Annotated in this window: 26 protein-coding genes; 13 read left to right on the top strand and 13 right to left on the bottom strand. The window is 64.3% G+C overall.

Features of this window, described 5'->3' with window-relative positions:
* The coding region (locus A8G08_RS04850) for a nitroreductase family protein (RefSeq protein WP_187344432.1) at positions 1–365 on the top strand (365 nt) is incomplete at its 5' end.
* 74 nt (positions 366–439) lie between these two features.
* Here A8G08_RS04850 and katG read toward each other — a convergent pair.
* The 3 genes from katG to A8G08_RS04835 form a co-directional block, all read right to left on the bottom strand.
* Positions 440–2,608 carry a catalase/peroxidase HPI gene (gene katG, locus A8G08_RS04845; RefSeq protein ID WP_245672637.1) on the bottom strand — a complete coding sequence of 723 codons (2,169 nt, stop codon included), beginning with the start codon at positions 2,606–2,608 and terminating at the stop codon, positions 440–442.
* A 40-nt stretch (positions 2,609–2,648) separates the two neighbouring features.
* Positions 2,649–3,092, bottom strand: coding sequence for a Fur family transcriptional regulator (locus A8G08_RS04840; RefSeq protein WP_068270884.1), 444 nt, complete (start codon positions 3,090–3,092; stop codon positions 2,649–2,651).
* Positions 3,093–3,253: 161 nt separating this feature from the next.
* Positions 3,254–4,594, bottom strand: coding sequence for an LLM class flavin-dependent oxidoreductase (locus tag A8G08_RS04835; protein ID WP_068270881.1), 1,341 nt, complete (start codon positions 4,592–4,594; stop codon positions 3,254–3,256).
* 274 nt (positions 4,595–4,868) lie between these two features.
* On the opposite strand from A8G08_RS04835, the gene A8G08_RS04830 reads away from it, so the two are divergent.
* Positions 4,869–5,279, top strand: coding sequence for a VOC family protein (locus A8G08_RS04830; protein ID WP_068270858.1), 411 nt, complete (start codon positions 4,869–4,871; stop codon positions 5,277–5,279).
* 56 nt (positions 5,280–5,335) lie between these two features.
* Positions 5,336–6,352: a methyltransferase gene (locus tag A8G08_RS04825; RefSeq protein ID WP_222844238.1), complete on the top strand. Its 1,017-nt coding sequence runs from the start codon at positions 5,336–5,338 to the stop codon at positions 6,350–6,352.
* Positions 6,353–6,360: 8 nt separating this feature from the next.
* On the opposite strand, the gene A8G08_RS04820 is transcribed toward A8G08_RS04825, so the two are convergent.
* From A8G08_RS04820 to A8G08_RS04800, 5 genes are all read right to left on the bottom strand, one after another.
* Positions 6,361–6,915, bottom strand: coding sequence for a TetR/AcrR family transcriptional regulator (locus A8G08_RS04820; RefSeq protein ID WP_068270852.1), 555 nt, complete (start codon positions 6,913–6,915; stop codon positions 6,361–6,363).
* Between the two features lie 139 nt (positions 6,916–7,054).
* Positions 7,055–8,101, bottom strand: a complete 1,047-nt coding sequence (locus A8G08_RS04815; RefSeq protein WP_068270850.1) for a DUF7802 domain-containing protein — start codon at positions 8,099–8,101, stop codon at positions 7,055–7,057.
* Complete coding sequence (locus A8G08_RS04810; protein ID WP_068270845.1) at positions 8,098–9,588, bottom strand: FAD-dependent oxidoreductase; 1,491 nt, start codon at positions 9,586–9,588, stop codon at positions 8,098–8,100. Before A8G08_RS04810 ends, A8G08_RS04815 begins: the two co-directional genes overlap by 4 nt.
* 119 nt (positions 9,589–9,707) lie before the next feature.
* On the bottom strand, positions 9,708–10,490 hold the full coding sequence (locus tag A8G08_RS04805; RefSeq protein ID WP_068270842.1) for an enoyl-CoA hydratase: 783 nt from the start codon (positions 10,488–10,490) through the stop codon (positions 9,708–9,710).
* 57 nt (positions 10,491–10,547) lie between these two features.
* Positions 10,548–11,063 carry a hypothetical protein gene (locus A8G08_RS04800; RefSeq protein WP_068270879.1) on the bottom strand — a complete coding sequence of 172 codons (516 nt, stop codon included), beginning with the start codon at positions 11,061–11,063 and terminating at the stop codon, positions 10,548–10,550.
* A 190-nt stretch (positions 11,064–11,253) separates the two neighbouring features.
* Here A8G08_RS04800 and A8G08_RS04795 point away from each other — a divergent pair, with 190 nt between their 5' ends.
* On the top strand, positions 11,254–12,048 hold the full coding sequence (locus A8G08_RS04795) for an SDR family NAD(P)-dependent oxidoreductase (protein ID WP_068270839.1): 795 nt from the start codon (positions 11,254–11,256) through the stop codon (positions 12,046–12,048).
* A 12-nt stretch (positions 12,049–12,060) separates the two neighbouring features.
* On the opposite strand, the gene A8G08_RS04790 is transcribed toward A8G08_RS04795, so the two are convergent.
* From A8G08_RS04790 to A8G08_RS04780, 3 genes are all read right to left on the bottom strand, one after another.
* Entirely contained in the window at positions 12,061–12,348 is a 288-nt protein-coding gene (locus A8G08_RS04790) for a thiocyanate hydrolase (RefSeq protein WP_157108408.1), read from the bottom strand.
* An 83-nt stretch (positions 12,349–12,431) separates the two neighbouring features.
* Complete coding sequence (scnC, locus tag A8G08_RS04785; RefSeq protein ID WP_068270836.1) at positions 12,432–13,154, bottom strand: thiocyanate hydrolase subunit gamma; 723 nt, start codon at positions 13,152–13,154, stop codon at positions 12,432–12,434.
* Positions 13,155–13,207: 53 nt separating this feature from the next.
* A complete protein-coding gene (locus A8G08_RS04780; RefSeq protein WP_068270873.1) occupies positions 13,208–14,047 on the bottom strand; it encodes an SH3-like domain-containing protein in 840 nt (279 codons plus the stop codon).
* Positions 14,048–14,438: 391 nt separating this feature from the next.
* On the opposite strand from A8G08_RS04780, the gene A8G08_RS04775 reads away from it, so the two are divergent.
* Positions 14,439–14,960, top strand: coding sequence for an OsmC family protein (locus tag A8G08_RS04775; protein ID WP_068270833.1), 522 nt, complete (start codon positions 14,439–14,441; stop codon positions 14,958–14,960).
* A 34-nt stretch (positions 14,961–14,994) separates the two neighbouring features.
* On the opposite strand, the gene A8G08_RS04770 is transcribed toward A8G08_RS04775, so the two are convergent.
* Positions 14,995–15,588, bottom strand: a complete 594-nt coding sequence (locus A8G08_RS04770; RefSeq protein WP_068270830.1) for a TetR/AcrR family transcriptional regulator — start codon at positions 15,586–15,588, stop codon at positions 14,995–14,997.
* Between the two features lie 152 nt (positions 15,589–15,740).
* Here A8G08_RS04770 and A8G08_RS04765 point away from each other — a divergent pair, with 152 nt between their 5' ends.
* From A8G08_RS04765 to A8G08_RS04730, 8 genes are all read left to right on the top strand, one after another.
* Positions 15,741–16,928, top strand: a complete 1,188-nt coding sequence (locus A8G08_RS04765; protein ID WP_068270827.1) for an SGNH/GDSL hydrolase family protein — start codon at positions 15,741–15,743, stop codon at positions 16,926–16,928.
* Between the two features lie 523 nt (positions 16,929–17,451).
* Positions 17,452–18,705 carry a sensor histidine kinase gene (locus A8G08_RS04760; RefSeq protein ID WP_245672635.1) on the top strand — a complete coding sequence of 418 codons (1,254 nt, stop codon included), beginning with the start codon at positions 17,452–17,454 and terminating at the stop codon, positions 18,703–18,705.
* Positions 18,702–19,115: a roadblock/LC7 domain-containing protein gene (locus A8G08_RS04755; protein ID WP_068270824.1), complete on the top strand. Its 414-nt coding sequence runs from the start codon at positions 18,702–18,704 to the stop codon at positions 19,113–19,115. The genes A8G08_RS04760 and A8G08_RS04755 overlap by 4 nt, the downstream gene beginning before the upstream one ends.
* A complete protein-coding gene (locus A8G08_RS04750) occupies positions 19,112–19,486 on the top strand; it encodes a DUF742 domain-containing protein (protein WP_068270821.1) in 375 nt (124 codons plus the stop codon). Before A8G08_RS04755 ends, A8G08_RS04750 begins: the two co-directional genes overlap by 4 nt.
* Positions 19,467–20,105: a GTP-binding protein gene (locus A8G08_RS04745; RefSeq protein ID WP_084435948.1), complete on the top strand. Its 639-nt coding sequence runs from the start codon at positions 19,467–19,469 to the stop codon at positions 20,103–20,105. Before A8G08_RS04750 ends, A8G08_RS04745 begins: the two co-directional genes overlap by 20 nt.
* Complete coding sequence (locus A8G08_RS04740) at positions 20,096–21,376, top strand: cytochrome P450 (protein ID WP_425394527.1); 1,281 nt, start codon at positions 20,096–20,098, stop codon at positions 21,374–21,376. Before A8G08_RS04745 ends, A8G08_RS04740 begins: the two co-directional genes overlap by 10 nt.
* A 92-nt stretch (positions 21,377–21,468) precedes the next feature.
* Positions 21,469–22,614, top strand: a complete 1,146-nt coding sequence (locus tag A8G08_RS04735) for a cytochrome P450 family protein (RefSeq protein WP_245672633.1) — start codon at positions 21,469–21,471, stop codon at positions 22,612–22,614.
* A 179-nt stretch (positions 22,615–22,793) separates the two neighbouring features.
* Complete coding sequence (locus A8G08_RS04730; RefSeq protein WP_245672631.1) at positions 22,794–23,186, top strand: hypothetical protein; 393 nt, start codon at positions 22,794–22,796, stop codon at positions 23,184–23,186.
* A 9-nt stretch (positions 23,187–23,195) separates the two neighbouring features.
* Here A8G08_RS04730 and A8G08_RS04725 read toward each other — a convergent pair whose 3' ends face one another.
* The gene (locus A8G08_RS04725) at positions 23,196–23,834 is read right to left on the bottom strand and encodes a maleylpyruvate isomerase family mycothiol-dependent enzyme (RefSeq protein WP_068270802.1); all 639 of its coding nucleotides are present in this window, start codon (positions 23,832–23,834) and stop codon (positions 23,196–23,198) included.
* Between the last annotated feature and the right edge of the window lie 113 nt (positions 23,835–23,947).

The following is a 23,947-nucleotide window of genomic DNA, read 5'->3' as shown; positions in this document are numbered from 1 at the left end:
GAGCAGTCGGGGACGGCATTGTGGTCACCTACGATCGGGCGCGCGGCGGCCGGCACATCCTCGGCAGGCACACCATCGAGGAAACCGGGAAGCTGTCGGTGGCCCTCGCCATCGAGAACCTCTGGCTGGCCGCGACTGCCGAGGGCATCGGCGTCGGCTGGGTGTCGTTCTATCGCGAGGCGTTCCTCCGCGAGCTGCTGCAGGTTCCCGAGGGCGTCGAGATCATCGCCTGGCTGTGTGTTGGCCCGGTCACGGAGTTTCAGCAGGTCCCGGACCTCGAGCGCTTCGACTGGCGGTCGCGGCGCCCACTCGCGGACGCGATCCATCGCGAAAGCTTCTCGGCGCGAACCGAAATCGCTGGGTAGCGCTCGTCGGGCAAACGAACGGCACCCCGCGGGCAATACGCCCGCGGGGTGCCGCTGTCGGTCGGTGACCTGGATCAGGCCAGATCGAACCGGTCCAGGTCGGTCACCTTCGCCCATGCCGCGACGAAGTCCTCAACGAACTTCTGCTTCGCGTCGTCCGAGCCGTAGACCTCGGCCAGCGCGCGGAGTTGCGAGTGCGAACCGAACACGAGGTCGGCAGCCGTTGCGGTCCACTTGGCCGCGCCGGTCACCCGGTCGGTGCCCTCGTAGACGTTCTCCGTCTCCGACACCTTCCACTCCGTGCTCACGTCGAGCAGGTTGGCGAAGAAGTCGTTCGACAGCACGCCCGGCTTGTCGGTAAAGACGCCGTGCTTGGTGTCGCCGTAGTTCGCACCGAGGACACGCAGACCACCGACGAGAACCGTCAGCTCGGGAGCCGACAGGTTCAGCAGGTACGCCTTGTCCAGCAGCAGGAACTCGGCCGGAGCCTTCTCGCCGGCCCGCAGGTAGTTGCGGAAACCGTCGGCGCGCGGCTCGAGCACTGAGAACGACTCGACATCGGTCTGCTCCAGTGAGGCGTCGGTACGACCCGCCGAGAACGGCACCGTGATATCGACACCGGCGTCCTTCGCCGCCTTCTCAACGGCAGCGTTACCGGCGAGCACGATCAGGTCCGCCAGCGAGACCTTCTTCGCACCAGCGTTGAAGTCCTGCTGAATCTGCTCGAGCACCGGCAGCACCTTGGCCAGCTGTGCCGGGTTGTTGACGTCCCAATCCTTCTGCGGGGCAAGGCGGATGCGAGCACCGTTGGCGCCACCGCGCTTGTCGGTGTAGCGGAAGGTCGAGGCCGACGCCCACGCGACCGACACCAGTTCGGCGACCGACAGGCCCGAGTCGAGGATCTTCGCCTTCAGCGCAGCGGCGTCGGCGGCGTCGATCAGGTCGCCCTCGACGGCGGGAACGGGGTCCTGCCAGATCTGCGCCTCCGGCACCCAGGGGCCGAGGTAACGCGTGACGGGGCCCATGTCGCGGTGCAGGAGCTTGTACCACGCCTTGGCGAATGCGTCGGCAAGTTCCTCCGGGTTCTTCAGCCAGCGCTCGGTGATCGCCCGGTAGGCCGGGTCTTCACGGAGCGCGACGTCGGTGACAAGCATCGTCGGGTTACGACCCGGTCCGTCGAACGGATCCGGGATGGTGCCCGCGCCGGCGCCGTCCTTTGCGGTGTACTGCCAGGCACCCGCAGGGCTCTTGGTCAGCTCCCACTCGTAGCCGTACAAGGTTTCCAGGAAGGTGTTGTCCCACTTGGTCGGCGTGGGGGTCCACACGACCTCGAGGCCACTGGTGATGGCGTCCCCGCCGACGCCGGAACCATGGGTGCTCTTCCAGCCGAGGCCCTGTGCTTCGATCGGTGCGGCCTCCGGCTCCGGTCCGACCAGGTCCGGGTTACCGGCGCCGTGCGTCTTGCCGAACGAGTGGCCGCCGACGATCAACGCCGCGGTCTCCTCATCGTTCATCGCCATGCGGCGGAACGTCTCCCGGATGTCGCGGGCCGATGCAATCGGATCCGGCTGGCCGTTGGGGCCTTCCGGATTGACGTAGATCAGGCCCATCTGAACCGCGCCGAGCGGACCGGAGAGTTCGCGGTCACCGCTGTAGCGCTCGTCGCCCAACCATTCGTCCTCGGGGCCCCAGAAGACTTCTTCCGGCTCCCAGACATCGGGTCGGCCGAAGCCGAAGCCGAAGGTCTTGAAGCCCATCGACTCGAGTGCCGCATTGCCGGCGAAGACCAGCAGGTCGGCCCACGAGATCGCCTGGCCGTACTTCTGCTTGACCGGCCACAGCAGACGGCGGGCCTTGTCCAGGTTGCCGTTGTCCGGCCAGCTGTTCAGCGGAGCGAAACGCTGGGCGCCCTCGCCACCGCCGCCGCGGCCGTCCGCGATGCGGTACGTGCCCGCGGCGTGCCAGCTGAGCCGGATGAATAGCGCGCCGTAGTGCCCGTAGTCGGCGGGCCACCACGGCTGCGAGGTCGTCATGACCTCGAAGACGTCACGCTTCAGTGCCTCGACGTCGAGAGACGCGAACGCCTCGGCGTAGTCGAAATCCGCGCCGAGCGGGTTGGACTTGGAATCTTGCGCGTGCAGGACCGACAGGTCGATCTGGTTCGGCCACCAGTCCTTGTTCGTCCGGGGCCGATGCTCCTCGGCCTTCGGCGAGGGCAGTACCGGGTTTTCACTTTCGGACACGTCGGTCCTTCCTTCCGGGTGGTGGGTGAAACGGGCTGAATTACGTGGTTGGCTGCGGACTCGGCGTAGCCGCACAGTTTGCGCAGAGTCCCCAGTAGATGACCTCGGCCTCATCGAGGACGAAGCCGTTGTAGTCGGACGGAGTGAGACAGGGCGCCTCGCCGACGGCGCAATCGACGTCGGCGATTACCCCGCAGGACCGGCAGATGACGTGGTGATGGTTGTCGCCAACCCGCGACTCGTAGCGGGCCAACGACCCCGACGGCTGAATCTTCCGCACCAGGTTCGCCGTAGTGAGCGCATTCAGCACGTCGTAGACCGCCTGACGTGATACCTCTGGCAGTGCAGAACGCACCGCGCCGAGGATCGTCTCGGTATCGGCGTGCGGATTGGCGTCAACCGCTTCCAGCACGGCGACTCGCGGGCGGGTGACGCGCAGGTCGGCCCCGCGCAGCTGGTCCGCGAACTCCGACGTCTTGCTCACGTCATCCACCATGGACCCTTTTCTGGATTGAGTCAAGTATTCAGATCATGTTGATCTTGTGGTAATGGAATCTCGTTTCCGAAAGTAGGGAACTGGAATCTCGGCCCGGACCGCGCTGATCGCCTCCCGTTAATGCAATCGGGCCGCAGCACCCGTTCAGCTCAACGAAGCGCCGGCCCGCGGAGCACATGCTCGGGCCTTGCGAGACCGAGGTGTTCCCGAAGGGTTTCGCCGGCGTAGTCACGTCGGAAGATGCCGCGCTGCTGAAGCAGCGGAACCACGTGGTCGGCGAACGTGTCCAAGCCGTCGGGGAACACCGGCGGCATGATGTTGAAGCCGTCGGCAGCGCCGGTACGGAACCACTGTTCGATGTCGTCGGCGACCTGCGCCGGTGTCCCCGCCACAACCCGATGTCCGTGACCGCTCGCGATCTGACGAGCCAATTGACGGACTGTCAGCTGCTCGCGCTGAGCGAGCCGAACCAGGAGAGCGAATCGTGCGCGCTGCCCGCCGACTTCCTCTTCGCGTGGCAATCGGTCGAACGGCACGGGGCGATCCAGGTCGTCCTCGGTCAGTTCGATCCCGCCGAGAAGCCACCCCAGCAACTGAAGACTGTGGGCGGTTCCGCCGAACTCCTCGAGCTTGTCCTCCAGCGCCCGCACCTCGGCCTCGGTGCTGCCCAGCACCGGAATCAATCCCGGAAGGACCTTGGTGGCATCGGGCGGGCGGCCGGCTGCGGCGGTCCGGCGACGAAGGTCCTCGGCGAAGGCAACTGCATCGTCGCGGAAGTACTGGGCGGTGAACACGACCTCCGCGAATTGCGCTGCGAAGTCGAGCCCCGCGGGCGATGCCCCGGCTTGGACGAGTACTGGATGCCCCTGTGGTGGTCGGGGAATATTGAGCGGGCCGCGGACGGAGAAGAACTCACCGTCGTGCTCGATACGGCGAATGCGCTCCAGGTCGACATAGCGCTTCGTGGTTGTGTCGCGGACGAGCGCGTCGTCTGCCCAGCTGTCCCACAGTGCCTGCACTACCTCGACGAACTCGGTTGCGCGCCGGTAACGATCCTCATGCGACGCGCGGACGCCTCCGCCAAAGTTCGCCGGGGCGTCCTCGTCTGCCGTTGTGACGATGTTCCATCCGACTCGGCCGCCACTGAGGTGATCGAGCGAGGCGAATTGTCTTGCTAGGTTGTATGGCTCGCTGAAGCTGGTGGTCGCGGTGCCAATCAGCCCGATCCGAGAGGTGCTCGCGGCGAGTACGCCGAGCACCGAGATCGGGTCGAACTTCTCGTGCGTGTAGAGCTCGACGTTCGGCGTGAGGAAGACCGAATCCGCAATGAACACGGCGTCGAACCGTGCTCGCTCAGCTGCCTGAGCCAAGGTCACGAAATGCTCGGCGCGGTGGAGCACGGAGGGGTCTTTGTGTGCGAGCCATGCGGCCTCGTGGTGACCGGCACCCATTATGAAGAGGTTGAGATGTAGCTGTCGTTCGTCGGTCATCAGTTCGTCCTTCGGCAGCACGTCCACGAAGGGGCTTTGCGAGTCGGTCCACCGAGTCGTTCCTCCGGGCGTAGTTTTCGATCCTGACCATTTGCGTCCAAAACTTCGGACAGCGGAACGGATGCAGTCAGCAGACCCGGAAACCTATGCAGCTTCGACGGCGTTTGCTATGCGCCGGCGAAGCACCAGGCAGCTGGCGCCCTTCGGATGAGGGTGCTCGAATTGATCAGGAATCGAGAAGCGATCCCCGTCGGCGGGTTCTAGCGTCGTGGCTATGGAGATCAACATTCATTCGAGTTTTCTTCCGCACGACGATGCGGAGGCCGCGCTGAACTTCTATGTCGAAACGTTGGGGTTCGAACTGCGTCAGGACGTCGGCTACGAGGGTATGCGCTGGTTGACGGTTGGGCCGGTTGGTCAGCCGGACATATCGATCGTGCTGCATCCGCCGGGAGCCGACCCGGGTATCACCGACGACGAGCGGCGCACGATCGTCGAGATGATGGCCAAAGGAACCTACGGAAGTGTTCTGCTCGCCACGAAGGACCTCGATGGTGCGTTCGATCGTTTGGTCGAACGGGATGCCGACGTGGTGCAGGAGCCGACCGACCAGCCGTATGGCGTGCGGGATTGCGCGGTGCGCGATCCCGCAGGGAACATGGTCCGCATCCAGCAACTGGGCTGAGCACGAACAGATTTCACCTGGAGGAACGATGGCAGGGCAACGATTGGTAGTCCGGTTTGCCTCCCGGTAGATCCGCCTGGCAGACGCTCGCACCGCTCATCGATCTGGTTACCCCGATGGCGGTGCGAGTGGCGGCCACGCTGCGGCTCGCGGATCTGATGGGCGATCGTGCGGTCGGCGTCGACGAATTGGCCGAAGAGTCGAACACCGATCCCGGCGCCTTGGAGCGTCTCCTTCGCCATCTCGTCGCGCACGGTTTGTTCGCCGAGCCGACGCCCGGTGAGTTCAGCGTGAATGAAACTGCGGCGCTGCTGCTTTCGACGGATCCGGCCGGCATGCGCGAGGCCCTCGACTTGGAAGGCTTCGGCGGCCGAATGGATGTGGCGTTCACCGGTTTGCTCCACACCGTGCGCACTGGGCAGCCTGCATGGGAGACGGTGTTCGGCGCACCGTTCTGGCAGTACCTCGACGACAACCCGAGGATCTCGGAGTCGTTCGACGCGATGATGGCGGCGAGTCCGGAGTTTCTCGCCGATGCGGCCGGCGGCTACGACTGGGCCGAACTGTCGCACGTCGTCGACGTCGGCGGGGGAACGGGCGCGCTGTTGGCCGAGATTTTGCAGACCGGCCCGGAACTGCGCGGCACGCTGGTCGATCTACCCGAAACAATTGGCCGGGCACGCGAACTCATGGCGAGCCGCGGACTCGCCGACCGTTGCGAATTCGCGGGGCAAAGCTTCTTCGACCCGTTGCCGACCGGCGGCGACGCGTATGTCCTCGGTCGCGTTGTGCACGACTGGGACGACGAGCAGGCCGTGGCGATTCTGCGTCGCTGTGCCGAGGCAGCAGCGGAGCGGGGGAGGGTCGTCGTCATCGAAACGCACGGCGGCGCAGGCGATAACCCTGCCGCGTTCGCCGAGATGAGCCTGCGCATGCTCGTTATTGCCGGCGGGCGCGAGCGAACCGTCGACAGCTATCGGGCTCTTGCGGCAGCGGCCGGACTGCAGGTCGAGAACGTGTCTTCCACTCCGCTTGGCCACGTGATTTTCGATTGTGTGCGGGTGAGCGGCTAACGACAGGGTCAGTCGCGGAAGAAGTCGCCGAACATGACGCGCGCGATGACGCCGGCCGCCGCATCCATGCTCTCGGTCCGAAGGCCGTAGCTGAGCAGGCCTATACCCATCGCCGAACCGATGAACGCAATCATCAGGTCGAGATCCGCCACATTGCTGGGTATCTCGCCGCTCGCGCGCGCGGATTCGAACATCTCATGCAGTGCGGCCATCAACGGCTCGCCGACGTCCTGCAAGCCACCGAGCAAATCGGGATGGCGGCGTACCTCGAGCGGCATCGATGCGAGAAACGGAGTGATCAACGGGTTGCGCCGGTGCACATCTGCCGACGCGCGCAGAATCGCGCCGATCTGTCCGCGCAAGCTGGTCTCGGACTGGACCGCGGCCAGATACTCCGGAAGCAACTCCGCCTGAGCGGCCTCGAACGCCGCCTGGTACAAATCTTCCTTCGACGAGAAGTACTGGTAGATCGATGAATGGGTGACGCCGGCGTCGGCGGCGATGTCAACCAGCCGGGCACCGAAGTATCCGCGATCACCGAAATGCTGTTGGGCGGCGGTCACCAGGCGAGCGATCGTTTCCTCGCGACTACTGCCCGGTGGCCGCCCGATTCGCGTGGTCGAGGAGGCTCGTCGCGGCCGCCTGGGTGCGGTCATCGCGCTTTTGCGTGGCGACGCGGGCGGGATTTCGGCACTCATCGATCTAACCCGATCCGACGGGCTCGACAGGGGAGCGGTCGCGATGCTGCGGCACGACGGCTTCGTGGCCGGCGGAAGCACTCCCAGCTCGCGCACGGATCGTCGTGTACGCACTGAGCACGATCAGCGCCGCAGTCGCCACCGCGATGATGGTGATTTCCCCGGCCGGGATCGGGTCCGCCCAGAAATTGGCGATGGTCACCACCCCGTAGCCGGTGAGATGAATTCCGAGGAGAGTCCAACCGCCGCGGTCGATTCCGGTGGGTGATTTCGTGGCGAACAGGAGGACCGTCGCCTGAATCACCAGCGTGATGGCGACGATGATGAACTGCGGCCAGCCGAATCCGATGAAGATTCCCAGTGGGCTCGAGACTACGAAGCCGCCGAGGTTGACCAGCACGGCGATCGCGAGCGGAGTAGCGAGCAGTGTCCGCAACCGACCGTGCTGGCCGGTAGCCCGCAAGGCGTCGCGCTCGCGCCGGCGCTTGTCCCAGTGCCAGACCAGCCACATCAGCAGGGGCGGCCACGTCATTTCCCAATAGGCGTCCGACATCGGCCAGCCGTACCAGTACTCGAAGATTTGTCGGCCGTTGACTCGCCAATCGAGCCATTCCCACCAACCGACCTCGGCCAGTGGACCGTTCACCACGTACGGCGCGTCGATCAACACCATTATCAGGCCGGCGGACACCGCTCGCGCGAGAATCGAACGGATGCCGAAGGACTCGATGACGACGAATCCGAGGAAGATGAGGGTCGGGTAGAGCAGCACGATGTAGAGCGGCATATCGGTCGCGAAACCGACTTCACGTGTGTGGATCATGAACGTGAAGTCGCCCTGAATGTAGCTGCGCGAGATCATCATTCCGGTGGTGAATTCGAGGACCAACCCGTAGAGCAACGACGACAACCAGAGCACGAGGTATCGCGGCTCGCCATGGCGATAGCGCCGTACCGAGTAAACGACCGCGGTGATCGTGCTGAGCAGGAAGACCAGATCCAGCACGTGCAGAGGCCATCCGACCTGCGTGATGTCGTTGACATAGATCATCGTGCCACCGCCGCGACTTCGGCCGACGCAGCGCCACCCCGCAGGTGGGTGACGTCGGTCGCGTCCGGTTCGAGATGCGGCGCGACAAGTTTCGGCAATGAGCTGCGGCCCAGAATCTTTCGGACGCCGTAGCGTAGTAGTCCGTACAGGACGCGCGGATTGCGCAGGAACTCGCCGAGCGACTCGTGCAGGTTGAAGACCTTGTCGAAGTGGTCGTTGATGACATCGTCTTCGAAGGCGGCCTCGGTCATGAACTGGAATCCCGACCAGGTGTAGCGGCTCACAAGCTTTCGCATCAGGCCGTTGCTCATGACATCGGTGCCGGTGGCGTGGTCGTAAGCGCCGTCCCGCGTCAGGGCGAGTTGCCACGGCAGATCGAGCAGTTTCGCCTGCTCGCCGTAGAACGCCACAGGGAAACTGTGGTCATGGAAGTCCCTGCGGGTCAATAGGTCTCGCAGGATCACCCCGCTAGTCGCGGCGCACGTCATGCCCTGCGCATAGATCGGGTTGAACGCACAAACGGCATCGCCTACCGCTATGTATCCCGCGGGCAGGTTCGCCGCTTTGTCGAAGCGTCGCCACACGTTCTTGGTGGATTTCGTTCGATGCACATCGGTCAAAGGTTCCGCGGCGTCGAGGACACGGCCGAATTCCGGCGACCGCGTGGTGCGGTAGGCGGCTTCGAAATCGTCGACCGTCGACGGCATGGGCAGACCCCACGACCCCATCACTGCGATGAAGGAGTTGTCCTCGATGGGGAAGATCGAGCACAGATACCGCTGCTGATCGGTGGCGTCGGGGTCGATGCTTGGCAGCACCGTCAGCCACTTCCACCAGGAGACATCCTGGTCCGGCCAGCGGTACCAGCGCGACGAGTACGTCACCTGGGCATCGAGCGTGCGTTCCTCGATATCGACCCCGAGGTCCGTCATCCACTTGGCGCACTTGCTGCCGCGCCCGCTTGCATCGACGACCAGATCTGCCGCCAGGTCGCGCGTCGCGCGCTCGGCCGGATCCAGGTAGTTGACGCCGGTGACCCGGACACCCGACGGTTCGGAACTCGTGATCAATCCGCTCACCGGCGCGTTCTCGACGAACCTGATGTTCGGGTCCTGCCGGGCCAGGTCGCGGATGCAGGATTCGAAATTGGGTCGCGACGCGAACAGCATGCGCATTCCGGACTGCGAGCGTGGAACCCAACCGGTTGCGAGGCATTGCACCGCGTCGTACGCAGGGTCCAGAAGCGTGCCGCCCTGCGCTACGACGTGGTCGGTGAAGCCCGGGAACAGGGAATCGAGGGACTGCCGGCCACGATCGAGGAGGAAGTGGTTGTGCCAGGCCTGCGGTGTTCCGCGGCGCCCCTGCGGCCGGTCGGGAAGCGCGTCCTGCTCGAGAATCGTCACCTTGTCGAAGCGCGAACGCAGCGCCTGTGCGGCGCTCAATCCCGCGATGCTCCCGCCAATGACAACCGCGTGCTGTGTGGACAAGGCGACTCCGTTCGTGCAACCGCGTCTCCGCCCCGATCGGGGCTAGTCCCGCAGAAACTAACACGCATGTTTGTTAGCTGGAAGGGTCGCGCGTTTGACCCCGGATCGCCGGGTCCGGCTCACTGATCGCGATCGGCCTTGCGCGCGAGGAATGCCTGCATGTGCTGCTGAGGTTCGCCGGTGAGGTAGGCGAGTCCGAACTGCTTGATGCTGTCCTCGATTGCGCCGTGCACGGACATGTCGAACCACTTGTTGAGGAGCAGTTTCTGCTGGCGGACCACGTGTGGACCGCACCCGCTTAGTTTGGTGGCGAGCTGAGCGATCCGGGCGTCGAGTTCGTCGGGCGTGGCGACCTCGTGCACAAGGCCCCACTCGGCGGCCGTGTCGGCGTTGATCGTCTCGCCGGTCAACAGCAACCATTGCGCGTGCGCGGCCCCGATCAGCCTCGGCATGAGCGCCGAATGAATGACAGAAGGGATGCCGACCGCGACCTCGGGCATCCCGAACTTCGCCGTGAACTCGGAGATGCGCAAATCGCACGACATCGCGACCTCCAGCCCGCCGCCGAGACACCAGCCGGCCAACCGCGCGATAACCGGGACCGGGCACGCGCGGATCGCCTCGCACAGCACCGCGAGGTTTCGAATGAATACCTCGGCGCTCTGCTGATCGAGCACGGCCATCTCGTTGATGTCCGCGCCCCCGATGAAAGCCCGTTCGCCAGAGCCGCGCAGCACGACGACGCGCAGGTCGGGGTCATGCGCGAGGGAGCGGAATTCCTCGGTCAGTGCGGCAATTGCGTTGCTGCCGAGAATGTTCATCGACTTCGCGTTGATCAGGGTCAACGTGCACACGCCATCGCGGTGAACGATGTCGACGAACCGTGTCGCGGGAGAGGTCATCCGCTCATTCTGACGCTCGGCCGAGCGGGGGAGAAGGCGGCGTTTTCGGCCACGGGTTCAGCCGTGGGCGAGTATCTGGAGTCCCACGACGGCCACACCGAGTGCGGCCTCGGCACCCAACGCAATCAACCGCTGCAGGGGGTTGAGGGTTGTGTGACGGACCGCGGCAAACGCAATGACAACGAGTGCTGCGATCAAGGCGATCGTCGACGCGCGCAGCGCCGCTTCGGGTTTCCACACATCGAGGACCGCGAGCACCAGAAAGACGACTGGGAGTGTAACCGCGCCGAGCGCACCGAAGCTGGATGACACCGCGTGCCGAAACTCCTTGCGCGTCATCATGCGTTCGTGCACGACGAGGTGCGAGACGATATCGGCGGTGAAGACCGCGAGTAGCGTGCCGAAAACCGTCACGACGAGCGTTGCCAACGCTTTGGCCGCGTCGTCGTCGCCGTGGGCGCGGAGTGCGAGGACGACGGCCAGGGCCGTGAAGGTCAGGTAGATGCGTTCCTTGAGCCGGTCGGCTCGTTCCTGGCGCGTCGGGATATCGGGGATGTCGCGCGGCTTGGTCATCGACGTCTCCTCGGTGCGGTTGCACGTCCCCGAGAATTCGAACACGCGCGCGAACTCTGTCGGTGCAAAAGCGCCAGCGGCACAGAGTCGGCTGCTTTGCCGTCGAACCCAACCGCGATCGCCGACACTTACAGGTGGTTCGGGAAACGACGACTCGCGACTTCAACCGACTCCGAAGGAGGAGGCGTCTATGGAGATCAACGGCGCGAAAGCCGCGGTGACCGGCGCCTCGGGTGGCCTGGGCAGTGCGATTGCGCGTGCTCTGCACGCTCGCGGTGCTCGCGTCGTGCTCACCTGTCGCCGGGAGGCGCCACTCGCGGCGCTCGCGGCGGAGTTGGACGGTGCAGATTTCATCGTCTGCGATCTTGCCGACCGCCGACAGGCCACTGAGCTTGGCGATCGACTGGTCGACACCGACATTCTGGTTGCCAATGCGGCACTTCCCGCGGTCGGGAGGCTCGAGGACTTCACCCCGGAGGAGTTGGACCGAGCGCTCGAGGTGAACCTCCGAGTGCCCATGCTGCTGACACAGCGGCTGTTGCCCGGGATGCTGGCCCGTCGACGCGGCCATTTCGTCTATATCGCGTCGATTGCCGGCAAGATCCCTACCGCCCGACTGTCGGTCTACTCGGCGACGAAGCACGGGCTGCGCGGCTTCTCCGGATCGCTCCGCCAGGACCTACTTGGGTCTGGCGTGACCACATCGGTGGTCTTTCCCGGATCGGTCGTTGACGCCGGCATGCTGGCCGACGCGCATCTTCCTGCCGCACCGGGCTCCAAAGGTGTTACGGCAGACGCGGTTGCACATGCAGTCGTCAAAGCCATCGAGCACGAGCGGGCCGAAATCGTTGCTGCGAGTCGCATGGAACGTATCGCCGTCCGAGTGGGCGGTGTCGCGCCCGAACTGATGGCGCGCCTGACTCAGCGCGAAGATGCTGTTGCCTACGCCGAACAACTACGCGACGGTCTCCGGCATATTCGGTGAGTCCCGCGGCGCCTAGTCCGCCTCCAACCGAGCGCGGATGGCGTCCAACCGCTCCCGCAGATCGGCCTCGTTGATGACACCACGAGCCAGGAGCGAGTGCGCCAGGCTGACCAGTTGGCTTTCCGGGTAGGGGAGGTCGACGTAGCGGGTGGCTGTGAGTTCGTCCTCCTCATCGCGCCGATCCTTGAAGGTGAACTGAAGTTCGTCGGCGGCGCAGGACTTGTCGAGCACGTCGCACAGCCCGTCCAGGCTGGTCTTCCACGGCGGCAATGGGTTTTCCACGCCGTACTTCGCCGTCATCACCGGCCAGGTGTGGTCGCGTTCCACGATGTCGTTGAGCACTACGAACTGTTCGAATGCCACCTGCTCGGTGGTGCGCTCGTTCACTGTTCGACCGGACGGACGGCCGATCGCGCCAGCGGGGTGACGTTGGAGGTTACGCCCGGCTGCGGCAGCGCCACCCCGATAAGGCTGTCGCGAGTGATGATTTCGGCCAGCTGGTCTTCGGTCCAGCCGTCGGTGCCCTCGGGGCGCAGCGGCATGACCATGAAGCGGTGCTTTTGGTTTGAGTCCTCGACGCGAACCTCGACGTCGTCGGGTAGTTGGAGGCCGAATTCGGAAAGCACCTGCCGAGGCCAGCGAACGATGCGCCGCCGGTAGTTCGGGGTGCGGTACCACTCCGGCGAATTGCCCAGGATCGGACGCGGATAGCACGAACACAGCGCGCACACGATCACGTTGTGAACGGTCGGGGTGTCCTCGAGGATTTTGAAGGCGGTGAAATCGCTGGGGGTGCCGAATCCGGTCGGCTCGAGCCAATCCACGCCGACCGCCTTGGCCGCCTCGACAGGGTTGGTTAGAGCGAGTGACTTGAAGTCCGGGTCCACCCAGGCCTTGGCCACGAGTCGGGCGGCGGGGGTGGGGCCGATCTGCTCGGCATATTCGGTGAACTGGCGGTGCTCGGCAGCGGTGAAAAGCCCCTTTTCGATGCACAGTTCGCGCAGCGCAATCTCGAGAACCTCGAAATCGGTGATCTCGTCAACCATCGGTTTGACGGTGCGAGCGTGGTCGCCGTCGATGATGTGGTCATGGTCGTGATCAGACATGGATCGCTTGGGTTCCTTTCACGAAGAGGGATGGGTGCGGCCAGGTTCGGCGCTCAGCCTGCGGATTCCAGCCAGCGCTCGGGGATTTCGGTTTGGAGGGTGTCGCTCTTGGGGCCGGTGTACACGTCCCATAGCTCGGACTGGTTGAACCGCACTATGTAGAACCACTCCGGCTTGGCGTCCTCGCGATCCCAGGTCTCGTCTTCGGGTGCCGGACTCTCGTAGGTGGCCTCGGCGATGATGCCCTCGGTGCCGCGGCAGTACTCGGGGGTGCGCGTGTAGAACATCGCGGGCAGATCCTTGACCTTCACCCGATCGCCTGGTTTGAACTTCGCTGGACCGGCCTGCCCCGCAAAGCAATCCGGGTCACCCTTGCCCATGGCCTCGACGATGTGGTTGTTGCGTTGCACATGCGATCCGTCGCCCTCGAACTTGGGCTCCGCCTCCGGACGCCGACCGTTGAGCCCACCCTCGTATCGCTGCTGCACCTCTGCCAGCCGATCGGTCAACTCGCCCCAGCTGATGTACTTCTTCTCGATCAGCAACCGGCCAACAGACCACAACCAACGGCTGTAATACGGCAGACCGAGATAGATGGAGCGGCCGACGTCGACGTTGGCCAGGCGACGACGTTCTTCGGAAACCCAGATGCCGCGCCAGCCGAGTACCTCACAGAGCACGTAGGTCATGAGCTCCCATTGCTCTTCTTCTTTGTTCTCATACAAATGCGGGAAATCGAGCTCCCCGCCGACGTCGTGGCTCGTCTTCATGTACGCCAGCCAGTGGTCGTGCGTGATCTCATCCGGGGTCGGCCATTCCGGGACCTCGGGAAAGTTCGCCTTGAGGCGGGAAACCAGCGCCAGCTGTGCCGCGCGCTCAGCAGCAGTGCTCATCGAGGCCTTCTTCCGGACGGATGACATGCACGTGGATGGCATCCGGAAGGTAGCAGGCAATTTGCTCGGAGTTAGCGCATATGGGAGATCTTGCCGAAATCGGTGGTACTCGTCAGGTTTCGGACATGGATGCGGCTGAGAGACGGGACCGTCATCGCGCACCATTTCGCGCTCCCGCGCAGGCCCCGGCGTGCGCGTTGGCCTGATCAAGTGCGCGATCGCCGCATTTGCGGACTGGGTTAGCTACGCGCGTCGCAGGGCAGGACGAGTGGGATGTTGAGCGTCGGAGGGCCGCCCTCATACGGTAAGAACCGGCGTGAGTTTAACGAGCGCCCCGAACGGGCGTGAACAATAGCGTGGCTCCATTAGCTGTTCGGCAGAGGGAGCCACCATGACCGAGACCGTGACCAGTCGTCTCAACGATGTCGACATCGAGGCCGTGGGCGGCCTCGTTCAGGCCATCAAGGATGACGCGAGCAAGGCGAAAACGACGTGGGCCGCGCGCGTCCACTGGAAGGGCGCGTTCGCCTCCGAGGCCCGTGTGCGCTCATTCGAGCCGTCGCAGTCCGACGAGCCTGCCGCACTGGGAGGTGGAGACACCGCCCCGAACCCGGTGGAACAGTTGCTAGGGGCCCTAGGCAACTGCTTGGCCGTTGGCTACGCGGCGAACGCCACGGTTGCGGGCATCGAGCTGAAAGACGTCCGGGTCGACCTCAAGGGCGATATCGATCTGACGGTGTTCCTCGGCCTCGCTGATGGATACGCGGGATTCGACTCGGTCAGCGCGACGGTCACCATCGATTCCGACGCGCCTCGCGATCAGCTCGAGACATTGCACGCGACCGTCCTGAAGAGCTCACCGGTTGGGCACACCATCGGCAACGCAGTACCGGTGGCAATCACGCTGGCCTGACTGGACGATTCATTTCGATCCGGTGGCGCGTCACCTACTGCCCTCGTGGCCGAGCGGTTGAAGGCGAAGTCCAGTTTGTCAGCATCAGATCCAAGGCATCCAGAATCCGTAGCCAGGACTCCTGTGGATCAGGGAGACTATGACTGAACGCACCGTTCGCCTCCAAGCTGGTGTAACCGTGAAAGACGCTTCCCATCAGGCGAATTGCGTGATTCTGTTCCGATTCGGGAAGGTCGTACCCGCGCAGGATTGCCCGCATCATCAGTGAGTGTCTGCCTCCGGCGCTCGTTGCCGCGGTCTCTGAATCAAGCGGCATTTGCGAAGCGGCATATCGACCGGGGTGTTGTCGCGCATAGTCGCGATACACGTTTGCAAAGGCGGACAACGCATCCCGACCGGCACGTCCGGCCACGGCATCGGCCGCCCGATCGGCCATCTCCTCCAATGCAAGCAGGGCAACCCTGGTCCTGAGGTCCTGCGACCCGTCCAGATGTGAGTAGAGACTGGCGGCCTTGACATCGAATTGTCGTGCGACAGCGGAAACGGTGACCTGTTCGAATCCGATCTCGTCGGCCAACTCCGCGGCGGCGCGCGTCAGCCGTTCCGGAGTCAGTCCTGCGCGTGCCATGCCCCGCGTCTCCTTCGTCACATCCGAGCCTGTTTCCTATAGTGTATAGGGAAATTCTAGTACTCTATAGGAAGAGGTTCCGGAGGACGTTGGAGTCATCGTCTCGTCGAGATCTCGCAGACGCCCGAGAACCCGACGTACAGGCAAACACCATGCGCAGTCAGAACTGGATCACCACCGCGATCACCGACGACATCGTTTTCGGTGCACTCGAACTCGAGCGCACCGAACATGGCGTGCTCCCGCACCGCCTTCCCCGGCGTGCGCGAAACCAATGTGACGACGGGCAATTGGCGATGGCGGAAGCTCAGCCATCAGGCGTGCGGCTGGTGTTTCGCAGCCGTGCAACCAAGCTGGAATTGGACACTCTGCCGACCAGGCGTAATTACGTTGGCGTCCCACCGCGACCGGAGGGTTTGTACGACTTGCTGGTCGAGGGTCAACTGGTCGGCCAGGCCAGCGCACCTGGCGGCAACGTCATGAGCATCGATATGACCACGGGAGCTGCGGACTGGCAGCCTGGACATATCGGAACGGTTCGTTTCACCCACCTGCCGGCTGAGCTCAAGACCGTTGAGATCTGGCTGCCGCACAACGAAACAACGGAACTGGTCAGCCTGCGTTCGGATGCCGCGATCGAGCCCGCACTCGATGAGGGTCGTCGGGTGTGGCTGCACCACGGCAGTTCAATCAGTCACGGTTCCAATGCCGCGAGCCCGTCCACGATCTGGCCGGCGCTCGCTGCCTCGCACGGAAACGCGGATCTGATCAATCTCGGCTTCGGTGGCAGTGCTCTGCTCGATCCGTTCACCGCACGGGCACTACGCGACACCCGCGCTGATTTGATCAGTGTCAAGATCGGTATCAATCTCGTGAACACAGACGTTATGCGTCGCCGCGCGTTCGGCCCTGCTGTGCACGGCTTCCTCGACACGATCCGCGAAGGACACCCGACCACACCACTATTGGTCATCTCGCCCATATATTGCCCGATCCACGAGGACACGCCCGGCCCGGGAGCCTTCGACACCGATGCACTTCGTGCTGGAGAGCTGCGGTTCATCGCTACCGGAGACCCAGCCGAAACGGCGGCCGGCAAACTTACGCTCGAGGTCATTCGGGACGAGATCGCTCGCATCGTTGCGCAGCGTTCCGAGGAAGATCCCTACCTCTTCTATCTGGACGGTCGCGAACTCTACGGCGAGGTCGACCACGAAGTACTGCCACTACCCGACCAACTGCACCCCGATGCCGCCACTCATCGACTCATCGGAGAGCGCTTCGTCAAGCATGCCTTCGCCGCCGACGGCGCATTCAGCGACGCTGCTTTCGAGGCTTGATCGCGATAGCAACCTGATTGTGATGTGGTGCAGGCTTTCCAAATTGCGTCGCGTGCAGCCGTCGTCGGCTGCTCGCGCTGCAAATGGGTAGCTACTGCCTCGCCACGCCAACATCGGGAACGTGCTGGCCGCCGGTGATCGAGAGACACCGCTCATCGAACCCCGAAAATTCCGAAAACCACTGCGTGCGTTCCGGACTGAAGCGCAGGCGGATCAAGATCACCAAGTGTTTGCCGGGGAGCCTCGGTTTCGCGAATTGCCGGATCTGCCGATATATTCGGAAAGCCTTTCCCGGCCCTGTGTCCCAAACTGTCTGTTGGTCTGTGTGATTGGACCGAGATAGGCAGCTTGTTGACGGATCGCCGGTGGATGGCAACGAGCGTATACCCCAGCGGATCGGCGCGAGGACGGTAGTACGGACTTGTCACAGTCATCGACTCACTCGGATGGCAGCAGAGCCAGATCCACGCTGCGCGCGCGACGACAATCGCGGCTCGCTCTGTGGCTCGTCCTGGCCGCCACTTTGACGGGAACGGCCGCGGTCGTCGTCTACTGGTCGCCCAGCGACCTCCGCATCACTATTGGCATAGCGGCGGGTGCGATCTCAGTCATACTGTCGATCGCGGTCGCGATCGGGGTCTACTTCCGGCGCACCACAATCGACGCGCGTGCCGACGTCGAGGCAGCACACGCCGACACCGACGTGCAGGTTGCCGCAGCCACCCACGAACTCGGGTTGCTTCTCTCCGACGCCGAATACTCCGTCGAACGGTCCCGCCTCGCCGCTGACAGCAGCGAAAGCCGACGCGTCGCCGCGATGGCCGCTTTCGCCGGCGCCGCGGGCCGTATGCAGGCCATGACGACAAGCACGCTGGCGGAATTGCGCGAAATGGAGAACCGGCATAGCGACGCCGAGGTCCTGGCCGACCTGCTCCAACTGGACCACCGCACCGCGCAGGCCGGGCGTCTCGCCGACAGTATCGCCGTGCTCAGCGGCGCCCGTTCCGGACGGCGCTGGGCCAAACCCATCGCCATGCAATCGATTTTGCGCGGCGCCATGGGCCGAGTCGCTGGATACCAGCGCGTGCGGATGCGTGCGGTGGCCAACATCGCCATCGCCGGGCATGCCGCAGAATCGGTCATGCACGCCCTGGCCGAACTCATCGACAACGCTTGCAACTTCTCACCACCCACCACCGACGTGCATCTCTATGCGGCCGAGGTGCCCGCGGGTGTGGTCATCACCATCGAGGACAGCGGCCTTGTGATGGGGGAGTCCGCGCTGCGCCGGGCAGAAGCCGCCGTCTCCGCGGACGCACCGGGCGGTAATCAGGGGGCAGACTTGTCCTCGCTGTCGGGCACGCGCCTCGGCCTCGCAGTCGTTGGCCACATCGCCCGCAAACACGGTCTCACCGTTTCGTTCCGGCCCTCGGCGATCGGCGGGACCGCCGTGGTCGTGGTTGTGCCACGCGACCTCACTACCCGCATCGACATCTCCGAACCCGAACCTCCCATCAGTGTGCCCGCCCCGCAGGCGGTCGCCGCCCGGCCAGCCACGGTATCGGCACCGGACCCAAACGACCTCGAGCTACCGAAGCGGCGCCGCGGCAGCACCTTCGCGGCCGTCCATCCCGAAGGGCTGGGTGCGCATGCCCGCCCAGCGCCGGCCGCTTTCGTGGCGGCTCGGGCGGACTCGCTTGCTGCATTCCAACGCGCGGTCAATGGCCGCAGATCCTCTGTCCCTGCTCCATCCGCCGGTCTGGAGAACGAACGATGACGACTTCCGTGCCCGCCCAACTGGTCTGGCTGCTGGAACAACTGCTGGCTCGCACCCCGGGAGCCCGACATGCACTGCTGCTGTCCAGCGACGGCTTGAAAATGTGCAACAGCTCGCGGATGACCGCGGACAACGCCGATCAGCTCGCCGCGATCTCGGCCGGCATTCAGAGCCTCGCCCACGGCGCATCGGTTGAGTTCGGCGACGGCCGCTCGGGAGTGCGCCAATCGATGACCGAGTTCTACGGCGGCATCCTGTTCATCGTCGACGCCGGCATGGGCGCCCACCTAGCGGTAGTCGCCTCCGAGGACGCCGACGCCGGCCTTGTCGGTCACAACATGCGCGAACTCGTCGAACAGCTCAGCGATCATCTCGGCACGTCTCCGCGCGTCGAGGCGACCCTGTCATGAGTCGGGCGGGCCGCGACGAAACACCCGACCGGCTCTATACGCTCACCGGTGGTCGCAGCAAGCCCGACTTCGACCGCTTCGATCTGGTGACCCTCGTGGTCAGTGAATGCGAACCCAAGGCGAGCATGAGTTCGGAGGACGCCGCCATCCTCCGGATGTGCCGCGCGCCGACTGCGGTGGTCGAGATCGCCGCCGAGTTACGCATCCCGGTTGGTATCGCCACGATTCTCTTGTCGGATCTGCTGCACGCGGGCAAGATCACCGTGCGTCATCCAAGTGTGGCCGATTCCACGGAGCCCGAAAAGCCGTGGGCCACATACCCGGATCGTTCCACCCTCGAGAAGGTGCTTGTTGGACTCCGCAATATATGACCATCGCCCGACGCGCGAGGATTCGCCGCTCAACGCCGAGACCCGACACGCGCTGAAGATCGTGATCGTCGGCGGTTTCGGAGTCGGAAAGACCACGTTCGTGCGTTCGGTCAGTGAGATCCGCCCCCTCGACACCGAGGCGACAATGACCCAGGAAGGCAGACACGTCGACGACTTGACAGGTGTCGCCGGCAAGTCCACGACCACAGTCGCCTTCGACTTTGGCCGCATCAGCATCGACCCCGAGCATGTGCTGTACCTGTTCGGCGCCCCCGGACAGGAACGGTTCTGGTTCCTGTGGGACAAGCTGTTTCGAGGTGCACTCGGATCTGTCGTGCTGGTTGACCCGCTGCGGATCGTCGACTCCTGGTACGCAATCGATCGGCTCGAACATCAAGGCGTGCCGTTTGTCGTGGCCTGCAATGATTTTGGGGGCATGCATCTGCCCAGCCAGGTCCGCGAGGCGCTCGACCTGGACCCGCAGGTGCCGCTCCTCGGCTGCGACGCGCGCTCCAGGGAGTCGTGCCGGGATGTGCTTATCAAGCTGGTGGAACACCTATTCGCGCAAAGGGCACGGATGGCCATCGCGGACGGCGAAGTGCAGGAGGCATGGGCGTGACCCATTCGTGGACGGCTCCTGCGCAGCACGGCTGGCAGCAAGAACCAGCACCGATTCCCTTGACCGGTCCGCTTTTCCATTCCGATCCTCAGCGGCTCTATCAGGACATGCGGCGCGAGCAGGGGCCCGTGGTGGCGGTGGAGCTGCCCGGTGGGTTCCCGGCCTGGCTGGTGATCGGTTACCGGGAAATGCATCAGGTGACCAGCGATCCCGAGCTGTTCCCTCGCGATGTCGGCTTGTGGAATCAGTGGCCGAACATTCCGGAAGACTGGCCACTACGCCCGATGGTGGGTGAGCCGCGACCATCGATCTACTACACCGCGGGTGCCGAGCATCGAAGGCATTTGTCGATGGTGGAGCCCGCACTCGACTCGGTGGATCCGTTCCAGCTGCGCCGCACCTGCGAGGATCTCGCGGACCGGTTGATCGATCAGTTCTGCGGTACCGGGCACGCGGAGTTGGTGGCCGAGTACGCCGAGCCGCTGCCGGTGCTGGCGCTGGCCTGGATTCTCGGTTTCGCGAACGAGGACGGACCGGAGCTCGCGTGGACGATGAAGGCTATCGCCGACAGCGGGGCCGACGCGCAACAAGCGCTCATGGAGTTCTTCGGGCAGATGCAGAGTTTGGTCGCTGCCAACCGCGCGTGCCCGGGAAACAACCTCGTGTCCCGGATGCTGGCGGATCCGGGTGGTTTCACCGACGAGGAGTACATGCACGACCTGATGGCGATCACCGCCGCGGGGCATCTGCCAACCTCGGACTGGATCGGCAACTCGGTGCGTCTGATGCTCACCGATGATCGGTTCGCCGCGGCGTTGGGTGGTGGTCGGCACAGTGTCGGCCAGGCGATGAACGAGGTGCTGTGGGAGGACACGCCCACACAGATCCTGTCGGGTAGGTGGGCGGCGCGCGACACCCGTCTGGGCGACAAGTTGGTGCGCCGCGGTGACATGCTGCTTCTCGGTCTGGGCGCTGCGAACGCAGATCCGCATGTACGCCAGCATATTTCGGGCTCAGTCGAACCGGCCTACAGTGGCAACCGAGCGCATTTCGCGTTCTCGCACGGTGAGTACCGGTGCCCGTTTCCGGCGCAACAGATCGCCGAAATCATCGCGAGGACCGCGATCGAGGTATTGATCGATCGGCTGCCGGACATTGACCTTGCGGTGCCCGCCGAGACGCTGGTGCGGCGTCCGTCGCCGTTTCTGCGCGGTATGACTTCGCTTCCCGTCCGATTCACCCCCGTTCGCGCTGTTGGAGGTTCCCGGTGACCCAGGTTTGTCCTCATACCCAGGCTCTGGTCATCGATCCCATGGTGGGTGATCTCGCCGGCGAGACTGCGCACCTCGTTGCAGGCGATGCAGTGAGTCCCATTGAGTTGCTTGGTGTTCCGGCGTGGACGGTCAGCAGTCACACGCTGGCGAGGAAATTGCTGGTGGATTCGCGGCTGGTGAAGAACATCGACGCCTGGTCGCTGTGGCAGAACGGCACAGTGACGCGGGAGTGGCCGCTGATCGGGATGATCGACGCGGGCCGGTCGATGTTCACGGCGGACGGTCCGGAGCATCGGAGGTTGCGCCTGAAGACGAATCAGGCGTTGAACAAGCGCCGGCTGGACGACATCAGGCCCAGCATCGAGCGCTACACCGCCGAACTACTGGACGCGTTGGAAGAGGCCGGGCTCGGTGGCGAGGTCGTCGACCTGAAGGCGGCGTTCGCCTACCCGCTGCCGATGCAGGTGGTCAGTCAGATGATGGGCGTTGACCGGGCCGATCAACCGATGCTGCTCAGTTCCTACAAGGCGTTCTTCTCGGTGCTCACCCCGCACGAGGACCGGTTGCGGATCCTGGCGGAGCTCGACGAGTACTACCTGGATCTGGTGCGGAAGAAGACTGCCGAGCCGACCGACGATCTAACGACCGGTCTGATCTTGGCCGACGACGGCGGCGAGCCGCTTACCGAGGAGGAGGTCGTCGGCAACCTGAAGGCGCTCGTGGCAGCGGGACACGAGACTACGGTCAGTCTGATCCTCTGCGCGGTGCGGGCGCTGCTCTCTAATCCCGAGCAACTCGCCGATGTGCTGTCGGGGAAGGTGTCTTGGGACGCGGTGATCGAGGAAACGCTGCGATGGGACGGCCCGGTAAACCACCTTCTGATGCGTTTCCCCACCGAGGACATCGAGCTGGAAGACTTCACGATCCCCAAGGGAGATGGTGTGGTCATCTCGTACCGAGCGATCGGCCGGGACCGGGAGATCCACGGTGCGGACGCCGATGTGTTCGACGCCACACGGGAAACGGCGCTGCGCAACATCAGCTTTGGATACGGCCCGCATATCTGCCCGGGCGCGGCGCTGGCCCGGCTGGAGGCCAGTATCGCTCTGCCGGAGCTGTTCTCGCGTTTTCCAGATCTACAGCTCGCGATCCCAGTGGAGGAGATTCACAATCTGCCGGTGATGACGCAGAACGATCTGGCAGGTTTCCCCGTTCGACTTTGCGAGGGGGAGTGACAAACCGGACTCAACGAACGATCTTGTACACAGGAAGTTGCCAGGTTGCCCTCAGGTGGTTCCGAGTTGGCCGTGTGACACTAGATCGCATGACAGTCGCGCAGCTGACTCCCTCACCACCCGCTGGGTGGACTGATACGCCACTGTTGGCTCAGGACTATCGAAGGCGTGGTTGGCGCGTGATCGAGACCGAAATAGGAATGTCATTCATCACCACTGATCGTGTTGGAGGCATCGAGCTCCCGGGTGACCTTGCCGACGCGGTCGAGCAGTACCTGCGTGCGATTGGGATGCTCGGACCGGTGATCGAGATCCCGGGAGCGGCCCGGAGAATCCACCTCGTCACCGGGTTGCAGAACGCTGCGACTGCGATCGCCTGGCTGCTGGAAAACGGTGCCACCGTGCACATGGACGGCGCGAAAATCTCGCTGCCGCCCGCTGGATCGCGCGACGGGTCGGCCCGCTGGGCCACTGCCGAGTCGCTGAAGCTACCGGCGGCCGTTGCGATTTCCGCTGCCGTTCGTGCGGCACACCGGGCACGCGAGAGGCACTACACCGAGCTCGCCGCCTAGCAATCGGATTCACATCTGGTCGCGGAGCGCGGCGACGGGCGCGCCACTCAGCTCATCCAGCGCTGCGCGGCGTCCGGTCGCCAGCATCAACAGAGCAGCGATCGGGCCACGCACTTCTGGACCGCTGCCGTCGGTCCACGCGATATCGGTTGCGGTTAAGGTCAATCCGCTTGTGGGGAGGGGCCTGAACACGCGTGCCTTCGACTTCCCGCGGTACGACCTGATGCGTGTGAGAGCTGCCGCCGTCACCGCCGGCGACATTTCGAGACGCCTGCCGAGCGGCACCGCGATATCCAGGCTGTGTACGAGGATGTCGATCAGTGTCTCCTGCGCAGTCACTCCGAAATTGGTTCTGCGCGAACCAACCATCGCCCGGATCTCGGCAATCAGCTGATCCGTTGGCGCGGCCGCTTTACGTCTGGCCGACTCGCGGATGATCGTGTTCAAGCCCGCCGGATGCCGGAACGCTTCGCGGAGAAGATCACCGAGCCCCAGCTGCTGCAGCGTTAGATGCGCGGCGACATCGCGAACTGTCCAGCCATCGCATAATGACGGTCGGCGCCAATCGTCGTCGGAGAGATCGTCGAGCAGGTCGGCGGTCCGACCGCGATGGTGGTCGATCGCAGCCCAGAGCTCGTCGTCGTTCATTGTGTTCCTCACGACTACCGCCGCCTACAAATAGTTCGAAGTCCGGACCATTGTCGTCCGTTCCCCGCCCCACCTCAATGGAAATGGCCATCGTGCAAACCAAGTGTCCAACC

Source organism: Aldersonia kunmingensis (assembly GCF_001646865.1).
GTDB classification, from domain to species: domain Bacteria; phylum Actinomycetota; class Actinomycetes; order Mycobacteriales; family Mycobacteriaceae; genus Aldersonia; species Aldersonia kunmingensis.
This window is presented reverse-complemented; position numbering and strand designations above follow the sequence as displayed.